Annotated in this window: 15 protein-coding genes and 2 rRNA genes; 9 read left to right on the top strand and 8 right to left on the bottom strand. The window is 70.6% G+C overall.

The window, feature by feature from the left end; genetic code table 11:
* Nucleotides 1-101 precede the first annotated feature (101 nt).
* Both aroA and rsgA read left to right on the top strand, forming a co-directional pair.
* Nucleotides 102-1,379: a 3-phosphoshikimate 1-carboxyvinyltransferase gene (gene aroA / locus MTP10_RS08915; protein WP_310708571.1), complete on the top strand. Its 1,278-nt coding sequence runs from the start codon at nt 102-104 to the stop codon at nt 1,377-1,379.
* A 160-nt stretch (nt 1,380-1,539) separates the two neighbouring features.
* Entirely contained in the window at nt 1,540-2,589 is a 1,050-nt protein-coding gene (rsgA, locus tag MTP10_RS08910; RefSeq protein WP_310708873.1) for a ribosome small subunit-dependent GTPase A, read from the top strand.
* A gap of 134 nt (nt 2,590-2,723) precedes the next feature.
* Here the strand turns inward: rsgA and MTP10_RS08905 are convergent, their stop codons facing one another.
* Nucleotides 2,724-3,113: a cupin domain-containing protein gene (locus MTP10_RS08905; RefSeq protein ID WP_310708570.1), complete on the bottom strand. Its 390-nt coding sequence runs from the start codon at nt 3,111-3,113 to the stop codon at nt 2,724-2,726.
* A gap of 122 nt (nt 3,114-3,235) precedes the next feature.
* Entirely contained in the window at nt 3,236-4,465 is a 1,230-nt protein-coding gene (locus MTP10_RS08900) for a serine hydrolase domain-containing protein (protein WP_310708569.1), read from the bottom strand.
* Nucleotides 4,466-4,734: 269 nt separating this feature from the next.
* On the opposite strand from MTP10_RS08900, the gene hisN reads away from it, so the two are divergent.
* Nucleotides 4,735-5,571, top strand: a complete 837-nt coding sequence (gene hisN / locus MTP10_RS08895; protein ID WP_397334434.1) for a histidinol-phosphatase — start codon at nt 4,735-4,737, stop codon at nt 5,569-5,571.
* A gap of 4 nt (nt 5,572-5,575) precedes the next feature.
* Here the strand turns inward: hisN and MTP10_RS08890 are convergent, their stop codons facing one another.
* Nucleotides 5,576-6,367, bottom strand: coding sequence for a fructosamine kinase family protein (locus MTP10_RS08890; protein ID WP_310708567.1), 792 nt, complete (start codon nt 6,365-6,367; stop codon nt 5,576-5,578).
* On the bottom strand, nt 6,354-6,776 hold the full coding sequence (locus tag MTP10_RS08885; RefSeq protein ID WP_397334433.1) for a low molecular weight protein-tyrosine-phosphatase: 423 nt from the start codon (nt 6,774-6,776) through the stop codon (nt 6,354-6,356). The genes MTP10_RS08890 and MTP10_RS08885 overlap by 14 nt, the downstream gene beginning before the upstream one ends.
* 172 nt (nt 6,777-6,948) lie before the next feature.
* On the opposite strand from MTP10_RS08885, the gene pstS reads away from it, so the two are divergent.
* Genes pstS through MTP10_RS08860 form a run of 5 tightly spaced genes read left to right on the top strand, consistent with a single transcriptional unit; the run spans nt 6,949 to nt 11,427 of the window.
* Complete coding sequence (pstS, locus tag MTP10_RS08880; RefSeq protein WP_310708565.1) at nt 6,949-8,061, top strand: phosphate ABC transporter substrate-binding protein PstS; 1,113 nt, start codon at nt 6,949-6,951, stop codon at nt 8,059-8,061.
* A gap of 6 nt (nt 8,062-8,067) precedes the next feature.
* The gene (gene pstC / locus MTP10_RS08875; protein ID WP_310708564.1) at nt 8,068-9,048 is read left to right on the top strand and encodes a phosphate ABC transporter permease subunit PstC; all 981 of its coding nucleotides are present in this window, start codon (nt 8,068-8,070) and stop codon (nt 9,046-9,048) included.
* The gene (pstA, locus tag MTP10_RS08870) at nt 9,045-9,920 is read left to right on the top strand and encodes a phosphate ABC transporter permease PstA (RefSeq protein WP_310708563.1); all 876 of its coding nucleotides are present in this window, start codon (nt 9,045-9,047) and stop codon (nt 9,918-9,920) included. The genes pstC and pstA overlap by 4 nt, the downstream gene beginning before the upstream one ends.
* Before the next feature lie 14 nt (nt 9,921-9,934).
* On the top strand, nt 9,935-10,711 hold the full coding sequence (gene pstB / locus MTP10_RS08865; RefSeq protein WP_310708562.1) for a phosphate ABC transporter ATP-binding protein PstB: 777 nt from the start codon (nt 9,935-9,937) through the stop codon (nt 10,709-10,711).
* Complete coding sequence (locus MTP10_RS08860) at nt 10,711-11,427, top strand: response regulator transcription factor (RefSeq protein ID WP_310708561.1); 717 nt, start codon at nt 10,711-10,713, stop codon at nt 11,425-11,427. The genes pstB and MTP10_RS08860 overlap by 1 nt, the downstream gene beginning before the upstream one ends.
* A 362-nt stretch (nt 11,428-11,789) precedes the next feature.
* Here MTP10_RS08860 and MTP10_RS08855 read toward each other — a convergent pair whose 3' ends face one another.
* Complete coding sequence (locus MTP10_RS08855) at nt 11,790-12,803, bottom strand: serine hydrolase (protein WP_310708560.1); 1,014 nt, start codon at nt 12,801-12,803, stop codon at nt 11,790-11,792.
* Nucleotides 12,804-13,320: 517 nt separating this feature from the next.
* Nucleotides 13,321-14,211, bottom strand: coding sequence for a phenylalanine 4-monooxygenase (locus MTP10_RS08850; protein WP_310708559.1), 891 nt, complete (start codon nt 14,209-14,211; stop codon nt 13,321-13,323).
* A gap of 126 nt (nt 14,212-14,337) precedes the next feature.
* Between MTP10_RS08850 and MTP10_RS08845 the strand changes: the two genes are divergently transcribed.
* Nucleotides 14,338-14,805, top strand: coding sequence for an Lrp/AsnC family transcriptional regulator (locus MTP10_RS08845; RefSeq protein ID WP_310708558.1), 468 nt, complete (start codon nt 14,338-14,340; stop codon nt 14,803-14,805).
* 653 nt (nt 14,806-15,458) lie between these two features.
* Here the strand turns inward: MTP10_RS08845 and rrf are convergent.
* Nucleotides 15,459-15,575, bottom strand: a 5S ribosomal RNA gene (gene rrf / locus MTP10_RS08840).
* Nucleotides 15,576-15,710: 135 nt separating this feature from the next.
* A 23S ribosomal RNA gene (locus tag MTP10_RS08835) occupies nt 15,711-15,830 on the bottom strand; the annotation flags it as partial.

The following is a 15,830-nucleotide window of genomic DNA, read 5'->3' as shown; positions in this document are numbered from 1 at the left end:
ACCGGCGTCCGTCCACAGACCGGTCCGTAGGGGCGGCGTTCGTCCACAGGGTCCCGACGAGGACGACGGCCGGTCCGGCCCTGGCCCGATAGGCTTGGCCCATGCCCGCTCAGCACTGGCCCGCTCCCGCCGCCACCGGCCCCGTGACCGCGTCCGTCGAGCTGCCCGGCTCCAAGTCGGTCACCAACCGCGCCCTCGTGCTCGCCGCCCTGGCCGACGGGCCGGGCACCGTGCGCCGGGCGCTGCGCAGCCGCGACGCCGACCTCATGGTCGCGGCCCTGCGCGCCCTCGGCGCGACGCTGGAGCCGGTGGCCGAGACCTCGGCCTCGGTCGACTGGCGGGTGACGCCCGGCCCGGTGCGCGGCGGCGCGCACGTGGACGCCGGCCTGGCCGGCACGGTCATGCGGTTCGTCCCGCCGGTGGCCGCGCTGGCCGACGGCCCCGTCTCGTTCGACGGCGACCCGCACGCCCGCAAGCGTCCCATGGGCCCGATCCTCGACGCGCTGCGCGCCCTGGGTGCCCGCGTGGAGGGCGACGCGCTGCCGTTCACCGTCAGCGGGCCGATCGCGGGCGGCGAGGTGACGATCGACGCGTCGGCCTCCTCCCAGTTCGTCTCGGGGCTGCTGCTCACGGCGGCGCGTTTCGAGAAGGGCGTGACGATCCGCCACGCCGGCCCGCCGGTGCCGTCGCAGCCGCACATCGACATGACCGTCCAGATGCTGCGCGAGGTGGGCGTGCGGGTCGACGACTCCGAGCGCGACGTGTGGCGCGTGGAGCCCGGCCCCGTCGCGCCGCGTGACCTGACGGTCGAGCCCGACCTGTCCAACGCGGCGCCGTTCCTGGCGGCGGCCATGGTCACCGGCGGCACGGTCACGATCTCCGGCTGGCCGGCCCGTACGACCCAGCCGGGCGACGCGCTGCGCGGGCTGCTCACCGGCATGGGCGCCACCGTCCGTCTGAGCGAGGACGGCGATCTGACGGTCACCGGCTCGGGCCGGATCGACGGCATCGACGCCAACCTGCGCGAGGTGGGCGAGCTGACACCCACGATCGCCGCCCTGGCCGCGCTGGCCTCCTCCCCCAGCCGCGTGCGCGGCGTCGCCCACCTGCGGGGGCACGAGACCGACCGGCTCGCGGCGCTCGCCACCGAGATCAACCGGCTGGGCGGCGACGCCGAGGAGACCGACGACGGCCTGGTCATTCGTCCGCGCCCGCTGCACGGCGGCGTCTTCCACAGCTACGACGACCACCGCATGGCCACCGCCGGCGCGGTGCTCGGGCTCGCCGTCCCCGGTGTCGAGGTGGAGAACATCGCGACGACGGGTAAGACCCTCCCGGAGTTCACGGACATGTGGGCGTCGATGCTGGGCAGGCGATGAGCGCCCCGAAGCCGTCGCGGCCGCCGGGGCCGGCGAAGCGAGTGCGGCCGCTGCGGTCCACCGAGCAGGTGCGGCCACCGGGGCCTACGGAGTTGTTCGGGGTGCCGCCGATGTTCGGTGCGCCGAGGCCGTGCCAGAGCGATCACAGGGGTGAAGACCGCTGAAGAAGCGGGAGTACGACGAGGACGACGTACGGGTCAGGCCGGGCAAGGGCTCACGGCCACGGACCCGCATCCGGCCTGCGCACGAGGACGCCGTCGAGGGCTTCGTGGTGGCGGTCGACCGGGGCCGCTACACCACGCTGGTGGAGGCGGAACGGCCCAAGGGCTCGGCCGCCAAGCGCGCCGGGCGCCCGCGCTCCCACCTGGTCGTCGCGATGAAGGCCCGGGAGCTGGGCCGCAAGGGCATCGTGGTGGGCGACCGGGTGGCGCTGGTCGGCGACGTGTCCGGCCGGCCCGACGCGCTGGCCCGGGTGGTCCGGGTGGAGCCGCGCACCTCGATGCTGCGGCGCTCGGCCGACGACACGGACGACACCGACGGCATCGAGCGGCCGGTCGTGGCCAACGCCGAGCAGCTCGTCATCGTCACCGCACTGGCCGACCCGCCGCCCCGGCCCCGCATGATCGACCGGATCCTCGTCGCCGCGTTCGACGCCGAGATCGATCCGCTGCTGTGCCTCACCAAGTCCGACCTGGCGCCGCCCGACGACCTGGTCGGCCTCTACCAGCCGCTCGGTGTGCCGCACGTCGTGGTGCGCAAGGGCGGCTCGCTGGACGAGCTGCGCGAGCACCTGACCGGCCGCATCAGCGTGCTCGTGGGCCACTCGGGGGTGGGCAAGTCGACACTGGTCAACGCGCTCGTGCCCGACGCCAACCGGGCGGTGTCCCAGGTCAACGCGGTGACCGGCCGGGGACGCCACACCTCGACGTCGGCCGTGGCCCTGGAGCTGCCGGAGGGCGGCTGGATCATCGACACGCCGGGGGTGCGCAGCTTCGGCCTCGCCCACGTGTCGGTCGAGACGGTGCTCGCGGGCTTCCCCGACCTGGTGGAGGGCACGGTCGGCTGTCCCAAGGGCTGTACCCACCTGGGTGAGGGGTGCGCCCTGGACGCGTGGGTGGCGGCGGGGCACGCCGACCAGGTCCGCCTGGAGTCGCTGCGCCGGCTGCTGTCCAGCCGCGACGGCGCCCCGGACGAGTCCTCCGCCACCTGACCTCGAACCCTGGCCAGCGCGTCCGTCGCCGGACGTCATCCTGTGGCCGATCCGTCAGCCACCGGACCTCGCCGTCATGCCCCGACGCTGCTCGCGTCTGGCGAGCGTACGGACGAGAAGCCCGCGGCGAGTGCCTATGTTTCGGTTCGCTTCTCCAGCCGACTGCCACGCGGCAGGGTGATGGCCATGATGTTCGTGGGGGTGTCCAGCTCGATGCGGTGCCATCGCCCGCGCGGGACGATCGCCGCGGTTCCGGCCGTCAGCCTGATCTCTTCCTCCTGCTGTCCCGGCCGCTCCGGTCGGAGGTAGAGGCGCATCTTCCCGATGAGGCAGGACAGGATCTCCTCGGCCTCGGGGTGGACTTCCCAATGGTCGGCATGGACGTCGGCGTCGGTCTTCGCGTAGAAGGTCACCAGCTGCCAGCCGTCCTGACCGGAGTCCGTTGCCGCCTTCCCGGCGCGAATCGTGCCGCCTTGGACAAGGTGGACAGACGACGCGAAGAGATCGATCGGGGTGACAGTCATGCCCAGGCGCCTTCCTGCAGTGGACGTTCATCCGGTGGGTGGATCGCCGGTCGATCCGGGGCGGGGAGCGGATCGCGGTCATCGGCCTGCTCCCCGCCCGGGATGGCGGGCGTGTTCTCGACCTAGGCGTCTCCGTGGCCGCACAGCGCCAGCCGGGAGAAGGCCGACAGCGCGCCGTCGATGGCGTGGGGCTGCGGCTTGCCCGAAGAGTCGGGCTTGTTCCACCTCACGAGGTTCATCGCGACGGACATCTGCCGCTTGCCGTCCGCGCGGGTCCATGACGCCGTTGCGGCCCCCCAGGCCGAGCCGTCGTTGCCCCAGAAGGTGCCGCAATCCGTGGTCTTGACCTGCAGCCCGAGGCCATAGTCGATCTTCTGCCCGGTTTGGCTGATGACCGGGACCGTGCGCTGCATCTGCGCCAGCGACGACCGCTTGACGATCTTGCCGGCGAGCAGCCGGTCATAGAAGCGGTTGAGATCCTCCATGGTCGACACCAGCGAGGCCGACACCCCGACCCAGGACATGTCATAGACGCTGTAGTCGCGCGGCGGGTCGATCAGGCCGAAGAACGCCTCGTACATCCGCGGGTGCGGCCCCTTGATGCGTGGCCCGGCCGGAAACTCGGTGTGCCGGAGCCCAGCACGCTTGATGACGTTCTGGGTGATGTACTGCTCGGCCGTGGTGCCGGTCACCTGCTCCAGAAGCTCGCCGAGAAGCAGGTAGTTGGTGTTGGAGTACACCCCCGGAGTGCCTCCGGGCTCGCCGGTGGCAGGCGCCGTGACCCCCATCCTGATCAGCTCGGTCGGGGGGAACCGCCTGAACCGGTTGTCGTCAAGGCTCTTGGGCGATATGTCCGGCAGGGAGGGGTACTTCGCCAGGGACGGGAACGCATAGGTGAGGTATTCGGCGAGGCCGCTGGTGTGGTTGAGCAGCATCCGCACCGTGATCTCCCTGCCGCGATCACCCGGCACCAGCTTCGGGAGATAGTGGCCGATCGGCGCGTCGAGCCGGATCCGGCCCTTCTCGACCTGCTGCAGAATCGCGGCGGCGGTGAAGGCCTTGGTGATGCTGCCGACCCGTTGCCGCATGTCCGGCCGCACGGGACGGCCGGTCTCGAGGTCGGCGACCCCGGAGGCGCCGCGCCATACCTGGCCGGCCTCGCGCACCTCGGCGTACACACCCGGCATCCCCGCGCTATGGATGCCGTCCATGGCGGACTGCAGCTCCGCGGGATCGAAGCCGGCCGGCGCGAACCCGTCGGCCGGCGCGACCCTCGTCTCTCCGGACGCGGGAGCCACCGCCCCCGTGCCCCCACTGACCCCCAGCACGGCCACGCTCACCCATGTCGCCATACGCCTCTTCACAACATCCCGCCCTCTCGTGATCAATGACCGCGACGGGGGCTCTCTGTCCCCACGCCCTCGACCGGCATCCCGTCCCATGTATCGTCGGCCGGTTGCCGTCCGGGGGCGTCCTGCGAGCGGAGTCATCTGCCACTACCGCACCGGGATCAACGACCGACCGGACTACGACGCCGGGAGTAGTCCCCACGGGGATGAGCGCGGGAGTCTCGGTAACCCCCGAGCCGCGGCGAAAGAGGGAAAGGCGACGCGGGCCCCTGATGCGCGAGCCGCCCGGCACGGTAGCGTGGCAAACCGTGCAGGGTTACAACGACGATCTACGCCTCGCCCACGTGATGGCGGACGCCGCCGACGACCTGACCATGCGCCGGTTCAAGGCCGTGGACCTCAAGGTCGAGACCAAGCCCGACCTCACCCCGGTCAGCGACGCGGACCGGGCGGTCGAGGAGATCATCCGTGGCACGCTGCGCCGCGCGCGCCCGCGCGACGCGGTCGTGGGCGAGGAGTTCGGCCGGACCGGCTGGGGCGCCAGGTCCTGGATCGTCGACCCCATCGACGGCACGAAGAACTACGTGCGCGGCGTGCCCGTGTGGGCGACGCTGATCGCGCTGATGGAGTACGGCAAGGTCGTCGTCGGCCTGGTGTCGGCTCCGGCGCTCGGCCGCCGCTGGTGGGCCGCCACCGAGGGCGGCGCGTGGACCGGCAAGAGCCTGGCCAGGGCCACCCGCATGCGCGTGTCGCAGGTCGCCGGCCTGGGCGACGCGTCGTTCTCCTACTCCAGCTTCGGCGGCTGGGAGGAGACCGGCCGCCTCGGCCCGTTCCTCGACCTCGGCCGCGCCTGCTGGCGCACCCGCGCCTACGGCGACTTCTGGTCGCACATGATGGTCGCCGAGGGCTCGGTCGACATCTCGGCCGAGCCGGAGCTGTCGCCCTGGGACATGGCGGCCCTGACGGTGATCGTCGAGGAGGCGGGCGGCGTCTGGACCGACGTCGAGGGCGTGGCGAGCCTGGAGGGCGGCAGCATGGTCTGCACCAACGGCCTCCTGCACGACGAGGTCCTCAAGCGCCTGAACGAGGGCCGCGACCCGCGCGCCTGACCGTTCACCGGCCGAGGGCCGCCACTCGGGCCACCGCCCGCATGAGGCTGTCCCGGTACGACCCGCCGAACAGGACCACGTGGACCAGCAGCGGGTGGAGCTGGTGCAGCGGCACGCGATCCCGCCAGCCGTCCGCCAGCGGGCTCTCCTCCTGGTACGCCGCGAGGATGCGGTCCTCGTACGGCACGCCGAACAGCGCCAGCATGGCCAGGTCCGTCTCCCTGTGCCCGCCGTGCGCCGCCGGGTCGACGAGCACCCCGGTGCCGCCGGACCACAGCACGTTGCCGCTCCACAGGTCGCCGTGGATGCGGGCCGGCGGCTCCGGCGGCCCTGCCGCCTCCGGGAAGCGCTCCACGGCCCGCTCGATCAGCCGTACGTCCTCCGCGGGCAGGCCGGCCCGCCGTGCGAAGGGCAGCACGCGGCGGGTGGCGTAGAACGACGGCCAGTCGTCGGCGGGCGAGTTGTCCATCGGCAGGTCCGCGATGAAGCCCGGCCAGGGCGCGCCGAAGGCGGGCGCCCCTGCGGCGTGCATGCGCGCGAGCTCCCGCCCGAACCGCTCGGCGGCGGCCGGGGCGGGCGGTTCCGTGTCCACCCACGACAGCACCAGCCGGTCCTCGGCCACCTCGACGACCTCGGGGACGGCGATCACCTCGCCCAGCCACCGCAGCCCCGCCGCCTCCGAGGCGAACGCCGGCGAGGCGGTCCCCACCTTGGCGAAGACCTGCCGCCCGTCGTCCAGCACGCCCCGCCGCAGCCGCCGGCCGCGCGAGCCGCCGAGGTCCTCAGCCGATCTCATCGCTGATGTGCTTCGCCACGCCCTCGGCCGCCGCCTCGACGAGCTCCAGCACCTCCTCGAAACCCTCGGGCCCCCCGTAGTACGGGTCGGGCACCTCGGCCCCCTCGGGCGCCGCCGGATCGAACGAGCGGAACAGGCTCACCTCGACGCCGGCCGGCGCCATCCCGCGCAGGACGGCCAGGTTGTCGCGGTCCATGGCGAGGACCAGGTCGTAGCGGTCGAACCAGTCGTGGGTGAACTGCCGGGCGCGGTGCGCCGAGCCGTCGTACCCGTGGTCGGACAGCGTGCGCAGGGCGCGGTCGTCCATAGGGTCGCCGGCGTGCCAGCCGCCCGTGCCCGCGCTCTCCACGGTCACGCGCCGGGCCAGCCCGTGGCCCTCCAGCACGCGGCGGAGGACGACCTCCGCCATGGGTGACCTGCAGATGTTCCCCATGCACACGAGGCATACGCGATACGTCATAAACCCCATCATGGGGGCGACCGGGCCCGTTCACCGAACGTTCACCCTCGTCAGGGGTTGCGAGTCACTTTGCCTGCATAACTTCAAGGGCGACTAAGGACCAAGTGGGAGGAACCCAACCGTGAAGTATGCAGGCCGGCTCGCCGCCGTCGCCGTAGTCGGCGCGCTCTCGCTCGCTGCGTGCGGCACAGACAACAACAGCTCGGGCAGCAACGCGGGCACCAGCTCCGCCGCGGCCACGGGCGCCGCCGAAGGCGGGCTGAGCGGCACCATCAACGCCGCCGGTTCCTCGGCCCAGGCCAACGCGATCGACCAGTGGAAGAAGGACTTCCAGTCCAAGAACTCCGGCGTCAGCGTGAACTACCAGCCGAGCGGCTCTGGGGCGGGCGTGCAGGCGTTCATCCAGGGCACGGTCGCCTTCGCGGGTTCCGACTCGGCCCTCAAGGAGGACAAGGGCGAGCCGGCGCAGGCCGACGCCCGCTGCAAGACCGGCAAGGCCATCAACATCCCGATGGTCACCGGCCCGGTCGCCGTCGTCTACAACCTCCCGGGCGTGGACGGCCTGCAGCTTTCGCCCAAGACGATCGGCGCCATCTTCAGCGGCAAGATCACCAAGTGGGACGACGCGGCCATCAAGGCCGACAACCCGCAGGCGAAGCTGCCCGCCACCCCGATCCAGGCCTTCCACCGGGCCGACGAGTCGGGCACCAGCGACAACTTCACCAAGTTCCTCAAGGCCACCGCCGAGTGGCCGTACGAGCCGGCCAAGGCCTGGCCCGCCGAGGCCAAGGGCCAGGGCGCCAAGGGCTCCGACGGCATCGCCTCGTCGGTCAAGGGCACCGAGGGCGCCATCAGCTACGTCGAGCTGTCGTTCGCCGAGAACTCCCAGCTCCAGAAGGCCAAGGTCGCCAACGGCACGGGCGAGTTCGTCGAGCTGACCGCCGAGAGCGCGGCCAAGACCGTCGAGACCGCCACGGTCGAGGGCACCGGCAACGACCTCAAGCTGAAGATCGACTACGGCACCAAGACGGCGGGCGCCTACCCCATCGTCCTCGTGACGTACGAGATCACCTGTGAGAAGGGTCTGGCCCCCGAGGAGGCCAAGCTGGTCAAGTCCTTCCTCACCTACACCGCCAGCGACGAGGGCCAGACCGCGCTGAAGGACCTCGGTTACGCTCCCCTGTCGGGCGAGCTGCTGACCAAGGTCCGCTCCGCCGTCGAGGCCATCTCCTGATCGCCGATGACGACTGACGTCCGTACCCGCGGGGGCGGGCCGGCCACGGGCCGGCCCGCCTCGCGGCGCAGCCACGGTGAGACGCCCTTCCGCTACGCAGCCACCGGCGCGGGCATCCTCCTGCTCGGGATCATGGCGGCCATCGCCGTGTTCCTCATCAGCGAGGCGGTTCCCGCGCTGCGGGCCAACAAGGGCGGCTTCTTCACCGACCTGACCTGGGAACCGAACGGCAGCCAGGTCTTCGGCATCGCCGCCCTGGCCTTCGGCACCGTCCTCAGCTCCGCCATCGCGCTGGTCATCGCCACCCCGGTGGCCATGGGCGTGGCGCTGTTCATCTCCCACTACGCCCCCCGCCGTCTGGCCGGGCCGCTCGGCTACCTGGTCGACCTGCTCGCCGCCGTGCCCAGCGTCGTCTACGGCCTGTGGGGCGTGACGTTCCTGGTGCCGCTGCTCAAGACGCCTTCGGAGTGGCTGAACGCGCACCTCGGCTGGTTCCCGCTGTTCTCCGGCGAGGGCGCGATCGGCGGCAAGACCATGCTGGCCGGCGGCGTCGTGCTGGCCATCATGATCCTGCCGATCATCGCCGCGATCTCCCGCGAGGTCTTCCTCCAGACCCCGAAGATGAACGAGGAGGCCGCGCTCGCCCTCGGCGCCACCCGCTGGGAGATGATCCGCATGGCGGTCCTGCCGTTCGGCCGCCCCGGCGTGGTCAGCGCCTCGATGCTCGGCCTCGGCCGGGCCATGGGCGAGACGATCGCGGTCGCGCTCATCTTCCCCGCCACGTTCGACATCACGTTCGAGATCCTCACCCCGCACGGCAACAGCATCGCGGCCAACATCGCCAACGGCTTCGGCGAGGCCACCCCGATCGGCCGCGGCGCGTTGATCGCCTCCGGCCTGGTGCTGTTCGTCATCACGCTGCTCGTCAACACGGCCGCCCGCATGATCATCAACCGCCGCAAGGAATACGCGAGGAGCGGCGCATGACCACCGTCCAGCACATCTCGACCGGCCGCCGCGTCAAGGACCGCCTGGCGCAGGGGCTGGTCTATCTGGCGTTCGCCCTGGCCGTCGTGCCGCTCGTCTCGGTGCTCTGGCTGGTGATCAGCAAGGGTCTGGCCCGGTTCGACATGGAGTTCCTCACCCACTCCATGCGCAACATCGGCGCGCGCGACGCGGGCGGCGGCGCGTACCACGCGATCATCGGCACGCTGGAGCAGGTGCTGCTCGCCTCCGCCATCTCGGTGCCGATCGGCCTGCTCACGGCGATCTACCTCACCGAGTACGGCAACGGCGGCCGGCTGAGCCGGGCCATCAGCTTCTTCGTGGACGTCATGACCGGCGTCCCGTCCGTCGTCACCGGCCTGTTCATCCTGGCGTTCTGGGTCCTGTTCCTCGGCATGCCGTTCTCCGGCCTGGCCGGGGCGCTCGCCCTGTCGATCCTCATGATGCCGACGGTGGTCAGGTCGGCCGAGGAGATGCTCCGCCTGGTGCCGAACGACCTGCGCGAGGCCTCGTACGCGCTGGGCGTGGCCAAGTGGCGCACGATCGTGAAGGTCGTGCTGCCGACCGCGCTCACCGGCATCGTCACGGGCGTCATGCTGGCCGTCGCCCGCGTCGCCGGCGAGACGGCGCCGCTGCTGCTGACCGTGTTCTTCACCGACTCCATCAACAACGACCCGTTCAACGGGCCGCAGATGGGGCTCCCCCTCTATGTCTTCGACCAGGCGGCACGTCCCAACGACACCGCCATCGACCGGGCCTGGACCGGAGCCCTCACGCTCATCCTGATCGTCATGCTGCTCAATCTGGTGGCGCGCCTCATCGCCTGGTGGCGCTCGCCCGCCAGGGGCCGATAGGGGGTATCAGCGCAATGTCCAAGCAGATCCAGGTCTCCGGTCTCGACGCGTACTACGGGTCGCACAAGGCCATCGAGGACGTCTCGATGACGATCGAGCCGCGCTCGATCACGGCGTTCATCGGCCCGTCAGGGTGCGGCAAGTCGACGTTCCTGCGCACGCTCAACCGCATGCACGAGGTCATCCCCGGCGCGCGGGTGGAGGGCAAGGTGCTGCTCGACGGCGAGGATCTCTACGGGACCTCCGTCGAGCCGGTGTCGGTGCGCAGGCTGATCGGCATGGTCTTCCAGCGTCCGAATCCGTTCCCCACGATGTCCATCTACGAGAACGTGGCGGCGGGCCTGCGGCTCAACGGCCGCGTCTCCAAGTCGGAGACCGACGGCGTCGTCGAGGAGTCGCTCAAGGGCGCCAACCTCTGGAACGAGGTCAAGGACCGGCTCAACAAGCCCGGCGCGGGCCTGTCGGGCGGCCAGCAGCAGCGACTGTGCATCGCCCGCGCGATCGCGGTCAAGCCGCAGGTGCTGCTGATGGATGAGCCGTGCTCGGCGCTCGACCCGATCTCCACGCTGGCGATCGAGGACCTCATGGTCAAGCTCAAGGACCAGTACACGATCGTCATCGTCACCCACAACATGCAGCAGGCGGCCCGGGTCAGCGACCGGACGGCCTTCTTCAACCTGTCCGAGCAGGGCAAGCCGGGCAAGGTGGTGGAAATGGACGAAACTTCCCGGATGTTCACCAACCCCTCGCAGAAGGCGACCGAGGACTACATCACCGGGCGTTTCGGCTGATGACCCACCAGCAGGCGGCATCCACGGTGCACGGGGACACACGGACCAGGCCCGTACTGCTCATCGCCGACCCCGACGAGGAGGTCGTCGGAGAACTCGCCGACGCCCTCGAACGCGAGGGCGTGGCCGTCACAGGCGCGCCCGACGGCGCCCAGGGCCTCCTGCAGGCCGGCGCGCTCCAGCCGGACGTGGTGCTCGTGTCGGCCACGCTGCCGGTCATCAACGCCGTCGACTTCGTGCGCGCGGTCCGGGTCGCCCGAGCCGTGCCCGTCCTGCTCGGGGTCGGAGAGGGCAACGCCGACCAGGCCCTCCAGGCGCTCGCCGCCGGGGCCGCCGCCTGCGTCGCCCGGCCGTACCGGGTGCCCGAGCTGCTGCCGTTCATCCACGCCGCCTCCCCGGAGCAGCGCGACGTGCTCGCCGTCGGGGCGGTCGAGCTGGACGTGCGGGCCTACCGGGTACGCGTGGACGGGCGGGTCGTCCACCTGCCGCTGCGGGAGTTCGAGCTGCTGCTGTACCTGATGCGCAACGCCGACCGCACGGTGACGCGTGAGCAGATCATGAGGCACGTGTGGCATGCGGGGGCCGGCACGTCCACGAACACGATCGCGGTCCACGTCAAGCGACTGCGCGCCCGCCTTGGCGACGACGACGACCAGCTCATCCAGACGGTACGCGGGGTCGGCTACCGCCTCGTCACCCCGGGCTCACCTTCCTGACCTGGTTGATCCTCGGCGGTGGTTGAGCTGGGCGCCTGAGGGCCTGGGGCGGCGGCGGTCGCCGATGGGCCTGGTGCGGGTCGGTGGCGGTGCGGGTGTGTAGCGGTGGTGTGGGTCTGTAGCGGCGGTGTGGGTCGGTGGTACTGGCGGTCCGCTTGGCCCAGGGTGCTCGCCGCGCCATGCCCCGAAGCGCCACCGGCCGGCCGCGACTGGCAGTCGCCTCCCGCAGATGGTCACGCGGACAGGTGCGCGGGGCCGGCTGGTGCGGGGCAGTTGTCAGGCCCGGCAAGGTGCGCAGGACCGGCAGATGCGGGGCAGCCGTCAGGCCCAGCGGGTGCGCAGGACCGGTGGTTCGCTGCGGCTCATGACCCCCGGCAGGTGCGGAACGCCCGCATGACGCGCGTGGCCACACCCTCGACGGTCGCGATGCCGTGCCCCACCTCGGCGGCGCCCTCACTGAGCACCGCGACCGCGTAATCGTGCCCCACTGCGCCCTTGCCGCGCCCGCGGATCAGCCCGACCGTGACCACGGCCCAACGCTTGGTGGAGACCCGCTTCAGCCAGCCGTTCTTCAGAGCCACGCGGTCACCCTCGCAGGCAGCGGCGCTGACCCCCCAGTTCTGCCCGGCGACGACCCGGCCCATCAACCGCAGCACCTGCTCCCGATCCTTCGCGGGCAACGGGCTCCGGTCCGACATCAGGGCTCGCATCAGCCGCACCTGGTCCTCGGCCGAGGTGGGCGTGATCCCCCAGCAGTACAGATCCACGCACCTACCCGGCACGCCCGCGGTGTGACGCAGCCCTAACCTGCGCCCCGCCCTGGTGAACCCGTCCGGACCGCCGATGCGCACCCAGAGCCGGTCGGCCGCGTGGTTGTCGCTGTAGCGGATCATCAGATCGGCGTCGCGGCGCACGGCCTTGGGCAGCTCGCGCCACGGGGTGCGGAGAAGGAGCGCCATGAGGATCTGCACCTTGGCGGAGCTGGCGGTGATCAGGCGCTCGCCACGGTGGTAGCGGTACAGGCGGCCGTCTGTGAGGTCCCGGACCATGGCGGTCACGGGCCCGGGCCGACCGGCGAGGTAACGGTCGAGCCGCCGCGTCAGGCTCTTGGCGGGAACGGGCACGACCTTCTCCCGCCGCGAAGGCTTGTTCGCGGCCTCGCGGGCGTCCCGCAGGGGCACGGTGCCGGCACGCTCGACCTCATCACCGGTACCCCTGAACCCGGCGCTCTCGATGCTTCTCCGGCCCTCACGCGCGGTCTGGGCCGTGGTGCCGCTGTCGAGCTTGTCCGCAGGCATGCTCACGAACTCGCCGTCGGGGTCGCCCTCGGGTGCGCCGTCCGGGTCACTCGCGGGTGCGCCGTCGGGGTCACTCATGAGTGCGCTGTCGTAGTCACTCTCGGGTTCACCGTCAGACCCGCTCTGGGATCTCCCGTCAGACCCGCTCTGGGATCTCCCGTCGGGCCTGTCGGCGGATCTCCCGTCGGGCCTGTCGGCGGCGGCGAGCGCAGGACGGGGTGGCACAAGTGCGGGCGGCGCGGGCACAGCCAGCGGCGCCACCAAAAGGGCGGCCACCGCGACCCGGCGCGCCACCCTGCCGACGATCATTGCCAGATTATCCCGACAAACTACGACCCGTCGCTAGCCACCACCACACACCACCGGAAGCACCCACCGCCGCGCGCGAACCCCACGATCGGCCGCCAGAACCCCCGCCCCAGCGCCGGTCGCTCCCGCATCGCGGTTGTCGGCGTCCAGCCAACCCACACCGAACTCCACGACTGGACCGCGACCAAGCACCAAGTCGTACGGCGCGCGACGGCCATCGCAGGATCTCCCGCGATGGCCACCACACCATTGCCCCCGCCACAACCGCTGGCCCGTCGTCGCGCCATTACCCCCGGTTCCCGCCCAGCAACCCAGCGATCGAATCGTCGTCGCAGGTCTCCCAGAACCCGCCTACGACATCCTCCAGATGCTGGAGCGACTCCGCCCGGAACAGCACATCCTGATATTTCGTGATGTCGTACTGCGTCGTGCCCATCACCCGAAGGTCCAGCGGCCGGATGTCCATGCCGCGGAACTCCTCGATCTCCCCGTACGAGGACAGGATGCCCGCCCCGTACGCCTTGAGCTCCGGCCCCTCGCTCATCACGCCGAACTCCAGCGTGAACCAGAACACCTTCGACACGAACTCCAACGCCTCCACACTCTCCACCCGCCGAGCCGCGGCGCCGGCGAGCCGGTAGAGGGCCGCGTACCGGTCGTGGGCCAGCGCGTTGGCGTGCCCGATGACCTCGTGGATGATGTCCGGCTCCGGCGTGTAGAACGGCACGGAAAGGTGGCGGATGTACTGGGTGGAGTGGAAGTACCCGTCCGCGAGCACGCCGTAGAAGTCACGCAACGGGACGAGCCCGGCAGCCGGCAGGTAGCGGAACCCGGTCAGCGGCGACAACAGCCCGCTGACCTCCTCAAGCTGCGGGATCCGGTCGTCGGGCAGGCCGAGCCGCTCCGCCCCTTCGAGGAACTCGGCGGTGGCGTACTTGGCGTGCTTGACCGCCAGCTCCCTGGTGACCAGCGCCCAGATGCCGTGCTCCTGCTCGGTGTACTCGGCAGCGGGGATCGGCGTGCCCTTGCGGTGGTTCACAGCCAGCTGCGCGATGGCGTTGCGCCTGGCCCGGTAGACCGGGTCCGCGAAGCCGGGATGGGAGGACGCCAGCTCGACCACGACCGAACCGTCATCCTGCTCCGCGACCGGGGCGAAATACTGCGCTTCCTCGAACATGCACCAGATGACAGCAACTCCACGAAAGTCTGGCAAGAGCGCTGCCTCCGACTGGTCGATACGCTAAGTACCGCACGACCGAACGTGCATGAGATGGACGAATCGCACAGTCGCGAGGAGGCTCCCGTGGACGAGCTGGATGCCAGGCTCCTGGTGACCATGCGGGCCCATCCCCGCATCGGCCTCACCGAGACCGCACGCCTCCTGGGCGTCGCCCGGGGCACCGTACAGGCGCGGGTGGAGAAGCTGATGGCGCGGGGCGTCATCGAAGACTTCGGCCCCACGGTGTCACCCGCTCTGGCGGGATACCCGATCCTGGCGTTCGTCTGGCTGCAGATCGCCCAGGGGCGCCTGACGGAGGCCGTCCATGCGTTGCACAGCGTGCCGCAGATCTTGGAGGTGCACGGTACGAGCGGGCAGCACGACCTGCTCTGCCGGGTGGTGGCGAGAAGCACCGACCACCTTCAGGAGATCATCGCCGCCGTGCTGGCCTCACCGGCGGTGCAGCGCACGGACAGCACGATCGCCCTCTCCACACAGATCCCCTACCGCATCGAGCCGCTCCTCCAGACCCAGGAAGCGGCCGAGCGCTGACGGTCTCGGCTGTCCGAAGACACGAAGACGGCCATCGCACGATCCTTCGAGTGCATGACCTGGACTGAAGGGGAACCCCGCGATGGCCGCCGAACACCAGTGTGCCGCCTCCCTGTCCACCACGGCGCCCATTTCCATCAACTCCCTGAACCGACGCGACCTCAAAGCGTGACATTCGACCGCCCAGCGGTCCCAGACAGCCACGAGCCCCCGCCAGGTCACACAAAACCCGAGCAGCAGAACTGGACCAGGAGAACCCGAGCACGCGAGCTTGGCCGGTACGCGCCCCCTTGGCCGGTACGCGCCCCGCCTCATGTCGCATGCAGCAGCGGCCGGCCTCATGCACCTCAGGCACATGAGGGCCCAAGGAGATCACCTGGTTCGCAGCAGCATGATTCACGACATGCGGGCTGGCACACGCAGGTTCACGCATGCCCACCTGGCGCCACCCTGAAGGCAGCAGACACATAACCAGTCCGCCGGCACAAGCCGACCCCCACCCGAACCCAAAGTCCGCAGCCGACGCCCACCCGAATCCAAATGTCCGCCCCAAGCAGGGACCAGACCTGATACCGGTCGATTGCGGGCATGCGAAAGGGGCCCACACAGGCCCGGCACGAATGCCAGACCCGCATGGACCCCCATCAAAGATTGTCCGGCGGTGACCTACTCTCCCACACCCTCCCGAGTGCAGTACCATCGGCGCTGGGAAGCTTAACTTCCGGGTTCGGAATGTAACCGGGTGTTTCCTTCCCGCCATAACCGCCGTAACCCTCCGAAACACACAAGCGACTGCTTGCTGTCTCAGAATTGCCTAGTGGACGCGAGCAAGATCTTCAGTGTGGCGCAGCTCTGGACCCGGCGAAGAGTAACAGAGCGCAGCACACACCAAAGCATGATGCTTTGTGGTCAAGTCCTCGGCCTATTAGTACCGGTCAGCTCCACACGTTACCGTGCTTCCACCTCCGGCCTATCAACCCGGTCGTCTACCGGGAGCCTTACCCACTCTCGTGGTGGGAGACCTC

The organism is Nonomuraea sp. 3-1Str, from assembly GCF_031570565.1.
GTDB lineage: Bacteria > Actinomycetota > Actinomycetes > Streptosporangiales > Streptosporangiaceae > Nonomuraea.
This window is presented reverse-complemented; position numbering and strand designations above follow the sequence as displayed.

Bases quoted from the DNA above. Each gene is read 5' to 3' on its own strand.
- aroA (WP_310708571.1), top strand. From the start codon at position 102: ATGCCCGCTCAGCACTGGCCCGCTCCCGCCGCCACCGGCCCCGTGACC.
- MTP10_RS08905 (WP_310708570.1), bottom strand. From the start codon at position 3,113: ATGACTGTCACCCCGATCGATCTCTTCGCGTCGTCTGTCCACCTTGTC.
- MTP10_RS08900 (WP_310708569.1), bottom strand. From the start codon at position 4,465: ATGGCGACATGGGTGAGCGTGGCCGTGCTGGGGGTCAGTGGGGGCACG.
- hisN (WP_397334434.1), top strand. From the start codon at position 4,735: ATGCGCGAGCCGCCCGGCACGGTAGCGTGGCAAACCGTGCAGGGTTAC.
- MTP10_RS08890 (WP_310708567.1), bottom strand. From the start codon at position 6,367: ATGAGATCGGCTGAGGACCTCGGCGGCTCGCGCGGCCGGCGGCTGCGG.
- MTP10_RS08885 (WP_397334433.1), bottom strand. From the start codon at position 6,776: ATGGCGGAGGTCGTCCTCCGCCGCGTGCTGGAGGGCCACGGGCTGGCC.
- pstC (WP_310708564.1), top strand. From the start codon at position 8,068: ATGACGACTGACGTCCGTACCCGCGGGGGCGGGCCGGCCACGGGCCGG.
- pstA (WP_310708563.1), top strand. From the start codon at position 9,045: ATGACCACCGTCCAGCACATCTCGACCGGCCGCCGCGTCAAGGACCGC.
- pstB (WP_310708562.1), top strand. From the start codon at position 9,935: ATGTCCAAGCAGATCCAGGTCTCCGGTCTCGACGCGTACTACGGGTCG.
- MTP10_RS08860 (WP_310708561.1), top strand. From the start codon at position 10,711: ATGACCCACCAGCAGGCGGCATCCACGGTGCACGGGGACACACGGACC.
- MTP10_RS08855 (WP_310708560.1), bottom strand. From the start codon at position 12,803: ATGAGTGACCCCGACGGCGCACCCGCGAGTGACCCGGACGGCGCACCC.
- MTP10_RS08850 (WP_310708559.1), bottom strand. From the start codon at position 14,211: ATGTTCGAGGAAGCGCAGTATTTCGCCCCGGTCGCGGAGCAGGATGAC.